Annotated in this window: 6 protein-coding genes; all 6 read right to left on the bottom strand. The window is 68.2% G+C overall.

Annotation, left to right across the window (positions count from 1 at the left end; translation table 11 throughout):
- Nucleotides 1–768, bottom strand: a 768-nt coding sequence (locus tag NTY77_14660; protein MCX5796733.1) for a transposase, incomplete at its 3' end; no start/stop codon positions are given.
- Nucleotides 769–952: 184 nt separating this feature from the next.
- Nucleotides 953–1780 (bottom strand): squalene/phytoene synthase family protein, encoded by an 828-nt coding sequence (locus NTY77_14665; protein MCX5796734.1) that lies wholly within the window; start codon nt 1778–1780, stop codon nt 953–955.
- 2 nt (nt 1781–1782) lie between these two features.
- On the bottom strand, nt 1783–2664 hold the full coding sequence (locus NTY77_14670) for a phytoene/squalene synthase family protein (GenBank protein MCX5796735.1): 882 nt from the start codon (nt 2662–2664) through the stop codon (nt 1783–1785).
- Nucleotides 2661–3989, bottom strand: coding sequence for a GTPase ObgE (obgE, locus tag NTY77_14675; GenBank protein MCX5796736.1), 1329 nt, complete (start codon nt 3987–3989; stop codon nt 2661–2663). Before obgE ends, NTY77_14670 begins: the two co-directional genes overlap by 4 nt.
- A gap of 31 nt (nt 3990–4020) precedes the next feature.
- The gene (rpmA, locus tag NTY77_14680; GenBank protein ID MCX5796737.1) at nt 4021–4281 is read right to left on the bottom strand and encodes a 50S ribosomal protein L27; all 261 of its coding nucleotides are present in this window, start codon (nt 4279–4281) and stop codon (nt 4021–4023) included.
- Between the two features lies 1 nt (nt 4282).
- Nucleotides 4283–4594, bottom strand: coding sequence for a 50S ribosomal protein L21 (gene rplU, locus NTY77_14685; protein ID MCX5796738.1), 312 nt, complete (start codon nt 4592–4594; stop codon nt 4283–4285).
- Between the last annotated feature and the right edge of the window lie 183 nt (nt 4595–4777).

Here is a 4777-nt window from a genome sequence, read left to right on the forward strand (position 1 = left end):
GACCGGCCCCTCCCCGCCGTCATCATCGTCGTCCTTCGGGGTCTGCTTCTGCTCCGTCATCTCGCATTGCTCCGCGAACAGCCGAGCCAGCAGCCGGAACTCCTCCATTTGCGAAACCGCCCGGTGCCCCTTGAACCGCTCCACCAGCCGGTACAGATCCCGTCCCACCACCTCCAGCCGCCGCGTCCCTTCCCCGCGCCGGGCGTCCGCATAGCAGGACTCTTCCCCGTGCCGTTTGAGCACCCCGGCCTCCACGCTGTCATGAAGCTGCCGATGCCCCTTGCGCAACGCCCGCAGGAATACCCGGATCGTCTCGCAGATCAGTCCCAAGCGGCTCAGCCGCGCGAAATTAGACAGGATGTGCGTTGAATCCAGCCGCTGCCGGTCCACGCGCACCCCCAGCGCGGCAATAAGTTCGTCAGTCACCAGGCGGAACACCCTCTGCCCGTCCTCGCTCTGCATCAGCTTCGCGCGAAAATTGTGCAGCGTCTTCTGGCATAGGTGGGATTCTTCCGGCCTCAGTTCGAAGGCGTAGTGCCAGCGCAGATCGAAATCCAGCGCTCCCAGCGCTTCCTCGTCGGTCAGGTCGCTGGCCTCCTTCAGGATCAAGGTCCCCAGCACCAGCGCCACGGCCCGGTTCGGACGCCCTGTCCCCTCGTCGTAGAACTTCGCGAATTGCGGCTCCATGCGCAGCAGGATCGGCAAGGCCTGCTTGTGGAAGGGCCCAGCCCAGCTCTTCTCGCAAGCCTCTTGTTTGGCCCGGGGCATCAGCCCACTGGCGTCAAACATGTCTCGTTGCGGGTCCGTGGCTCGGAACATGGCTTTCTCCGTACGCGCGCGTACGGAGAATCTACCACATTTGCTCGACGCCGTTACCGAGCGCCCGGCGGCCGTTTGCCGGGCGCAACCGGCCGGAGCGCCAGCGCAGGCCGGCAAACACGAGGTCCGCCCACTACAAGCCGTGGCAGTAGAGCCAGGCTTTGCCGGCCTGGAGCGCCTTGCGCCAGCGGGGCAGCCGGTGCCGGTGGAAGAGGACCCGGAACTCGTCTTTGCGGATGTCCTCCAGCAGGGCCTCGTAGATGTGGGCCATGACCTCGGCCGGCAGGAGAGCCGGCCGGTCGCGGAAGTCCACCAGGCTGCGGGCCCGGCGGTAGTAGGTCTGGGCCCGGCGATAGAGGATCTGCATGAGGCGGTCGAAGGCCGCGCTGTGGTCGCGCAGCAAGAGCTGCTGCTCGGTGTAGCCCGCCTCCTTCATGTCGCTGGCCGGGATGTAGACGCGGCCGAGCTCCAGGTCCGCGCCCACGTCGCGGATGATGTTGGTCAGCTGGAAGGCGTAGCCGAAGAGGGTGGCGAACTCGCGCATGCGTTCCGGAGGCGTGGCCTGGTAGCCGAAGATCTCCACGGAGAGCCGTCCCGCGGAGGAGGCCACGCCGCGCATGTAGTTCTCCAGCTCCTCGGGAGTCTGGTAGCGCGTGCCTTCCAAGTCCAGGGCGCAGCCCCGGATCATCTCGAGGAATCCTTCTTTGGGGAGGGTGTAGGTCCGCACGTGCGGCAGCAGGCGCCGGGCCACGGGGTGGGTGGGCTCTCCGGCGTAGAGGCGGGCCACTTCCTCCTTCCAGAAGTCCAGCTGCCGGCGCGCTTCGTCCTTCGGGAGCTCGGCGGAGTCCACGATGTCGTCGATGAGCCGGCAGTAGGAGTAGACCGCGGAGAGCGCCTCGCGCTTGGCCCGGGACATGAACAAGAACCCCAGGAAGAAGTTGGAGCCGCGTTCCTCGCTCATGGCTAGGGCTTGAGGACGGTCCTCAGGGTCAAGGGCAGCCAGTCCCAGCGCGAGAGCAGGGGCCGATGCGTGATCGTGTCGAAGCCCCGCTTGCGGATGCGGCGCAGGGTCTCGCGCCCTCCGTACCAGGCCAGGCGCACCTGCCAGGCCAGCAGCCGCGGCAGCTTCTCCGGCAGGGGCCGGGCCTGCTCGAAGAGCGCGCGCGTGCGGTTGATCTCGAACTTCATCAGCTCCCGGAACTTCTCGTTGCACACGCCCATGCGCAGGTCCGCCTCGGTGTAGCCGAAGGCTTGGAAATCCTCCTCGGGGATGTAGACGCGGTCGCGCTTGAGGTCCAGCGACAGGTCGCGCCAGAAGCGCGTCATGAGCAGGCCCGAACAGAGCGCATCGGAGTAGCGCAGCACCGACGCCTCGCGGTAGCCATGCATCATGAACAGAAGGCGCCCCAGAGGGTCGGCGGCGCGGCGGCAGAGCCCCAGCAGCTCGTCGTAGGTCCGGTAACGGTTCTGCGCCTCGTCCTGCAGGCAGCCCGAGACGATGTCAGCGCAGAGGGAGGCGGGCAAGGAGAACTCCTGGAGCGTGCGCCCCAGGGCCGCGAAGGCCGGATGCTCCGGCGGGCGGCGGCCCAACTCCTGGAGCTGGCGGCGCCAGTCCTCCAGGCGCTGGCGGCGCGCGCCCTCGTGCGCGGGGTCTTCCACCATGTCCCGGGCGATGCGGGCGAAGGCATAGAGGGCCGCGATGTGCGGCCGCAGGCGCCGGGAGGCGAAGCGCAGCACCAGGTCGAAGCCGCGGCGTTCGCAGGCCAAACGCAGGCAGAAGGCCTGGGCTTCGCCCAGGTCGGCAGGATCGGCCAGCCGCGCCGCGTAGGCGTCGAGGGCGTTCATTTCTTCCCCACCCCGATGCGGGTGCGGCGGTCGCCCTTGAGGCGCGGCAGCGGCCGGCGCGGCGCGTCCGTCCATTCGAACTCGTAGTCGCCGCAGCGCACCAGGTCGCCGTCCTGGATGCCGGCGTGCTTGAGCGCGCGGTCCACGCCGATGCGCTTCAGGGCCGTCTGGAACCGCTCCACCGCCTCGGGCAAAGACGGGTCCAGCATGGCCGCGGCGCGGTTGACGAAGCGGCCCTCGAGGACGAAGCGGCCTCCGCCCAAAGGCCGTATCCGGAAGCCCGTATCCATGCGCAGGGCGCGGCCCTCGGCCGAGGCGCCGGGGAAGCGCACGGGCCCGGGGGGGAGGCGGGAGAGCTCCTGGATGACGCGGTCCAGCAGCGGCCCCACGCCCTCGCCGGTCGCGGCCGATATGCCGAAGGTGCGGCGCGGGTAGCGCGCCTTGATCGCGCGCAGCACCTCCCGTCCGCCGGGCAGGTCGATCTTGTTGACCGCGATGATGCGCGGCTTGGCCGCGAGCTTGGGCGAGAAGGCCTTGAGCTCGGCCTCGATATCCTTGATGCCGGGCTGGGGGGCCCGGCCGCCGAAGCCCGCCGGGTCGACGAGGTGCACCAGGACGCGGGTGCGCTCGATGTGGCGCAGGAAGGAGATGCCCAGGCCTTTGCCCTGGTGCGCGCCCGCGATGAGGCCCGGGATGTCGGCGGCCACGAAGCTGTTGTCCTTGTGCGCGACCACGCCCAGGTTCGGGGTCAGAGTAGTGAACGGATAGTCCGCCACCTTGGGCCGGGCGTTGGAGATGCGCGCCAGGAGGCTCGACTTGCCCGCGTTGGGAAAGCCCGCCAGGCCCACGTCGGCCAGGAGCTTGAGCTCGATGACGAGCTCCGTCTTCTCGCCCGGCGCGCCGCGTTCGCAGAGGCGGGGGGTGATCACCCGCCGGCTCCGGAAGGAGAGGTTGCCGCGCCCGCCCCGGCCGCCCTCTGCGGCCAGGAACCTCTGGCCGGGCTCCGCGAGGTCGGCCAGCAGGACCCCGTCTCGGTAGAGCACGCTGCCCGCGGGGACGTAGACGACCGTGTCCGCCGCGGACTCTCCGGTCTTGCCCTTGCCCTTGCCGGGCATGCCGTCGCAGCCGCGCAGATGCGGCTTGCGCGCGAGCTCCAGCAAGGTGGTCAGCTGGGGGGAGGCCTCCAGGAAGACGGAGCCGCCGCGGCCGCCGTCGCCGCCGTCGGGCCCGCCGAACTCGATGAACTTCTCGCGGTGGAAGGAGAGGCAGCCGTTGCCGCCGTTGCCCGCCGTGACGAAAAGGCGGACCTTGTCTATGAACTCCACAGCGGAACCGGCCGGAAGGGTCCGGGCCCGGTCAGGCGGCCACGGGCAAGATGCTGACGCGCTTCTTGTCCTTGTGCGCCCACTGGAAGGCGACCACGCCGTTCGCCTTGGCGAAGAGCGTGTCGTCCTTGCCGCGGCCCACGTTGAGGCCGGGCAGGAACTTGGTGCCGCGCTGGCGCACGATGACCGCGCCTGCGAGCACACGCTGGCCGCCGTAGCGCTTCACGCCGAGGCGTTGTCCGTTGCTGTCGCGTCCGTTGCTGGAAGAGCCCTGCGCTTTAGTGTGTGCCATGTCAGTTTATGGAAATAGTCTTGATGCGGAGGTCGGTGTAGCTTTGGCGATGGCCCTTGGTCTTGCGATAGGCCTTCTTCATCCGTCTCTTGAAGACGATGATCTTGGGGCCGCGGAGCTGCTTGACCACCTCGGCCGTGACCTGCGCCGTGCGGGAGCTCGCCGCCTCCTTGCCTTCGGGAGCGTCGCCCACGGCCCACAGGGCCTTGAGGGTCAGCTCCTTGCCGGGTTCCAGTTCGAGCTTCTCCACGCGGATGGTCTCGCCGGGGGATACCCAGAATTGTCTGCCGCCCGTCTCTATGATCGCGTACATAAGACAGTCATGATATCAAAAATCGGCCTCTCGTGCAAGAAATAGACTTGTCTCACGCAAGATGAGCCTGAACTAATGCTGTTTCTCACGCAAGATGAGCCTGGGATGGGCTCGTTGAGCAGCCGGGACGGCATGGTAGCATGGGTCCATGACAGTGACCATGGACGACACGCAGATCTCGAC

It is taken from the genome of Elusimicrobiota bacterium, from assembly GCA_026388095.1.
GTDB lineage: Bacteria > Elusimicrobiota > Elusimicrobia > UBA1565 > UBA9628 > UBA9628.

Excerpts from the sequence above, each read along its gene's own strand:
- NTY77_14670 (MCX5796735.1), bottom strand. The coding sequence starts at position 2,664 with ATGAACGCCCTCGACGCCTACGCGGCGCGGCTGGCCGATCCTGCCGAC.
- rpmA (MCX5796737.1), bottom strand. The coding sequence starts at position 4,281 with ATGGCACACACTAAAGCGCAGGGCTCTTCCAGCAACGGACGCGACAGC.
- NTY77_14665 (MCX5796734.1), bottom strand. The coding sequence starts at position 1,780 with ATGAGCGAGGAACGCGGCTCCAACTTCTTCCTGGGGTTCTTGTTCATG.
- rplU (MCX5796738.1), bottom strand. The coding sequence starts at position 4,594 with ATGTACGCGATCATAGAGACGGGCGGCAGACAATTCTGGGTATCCCCC.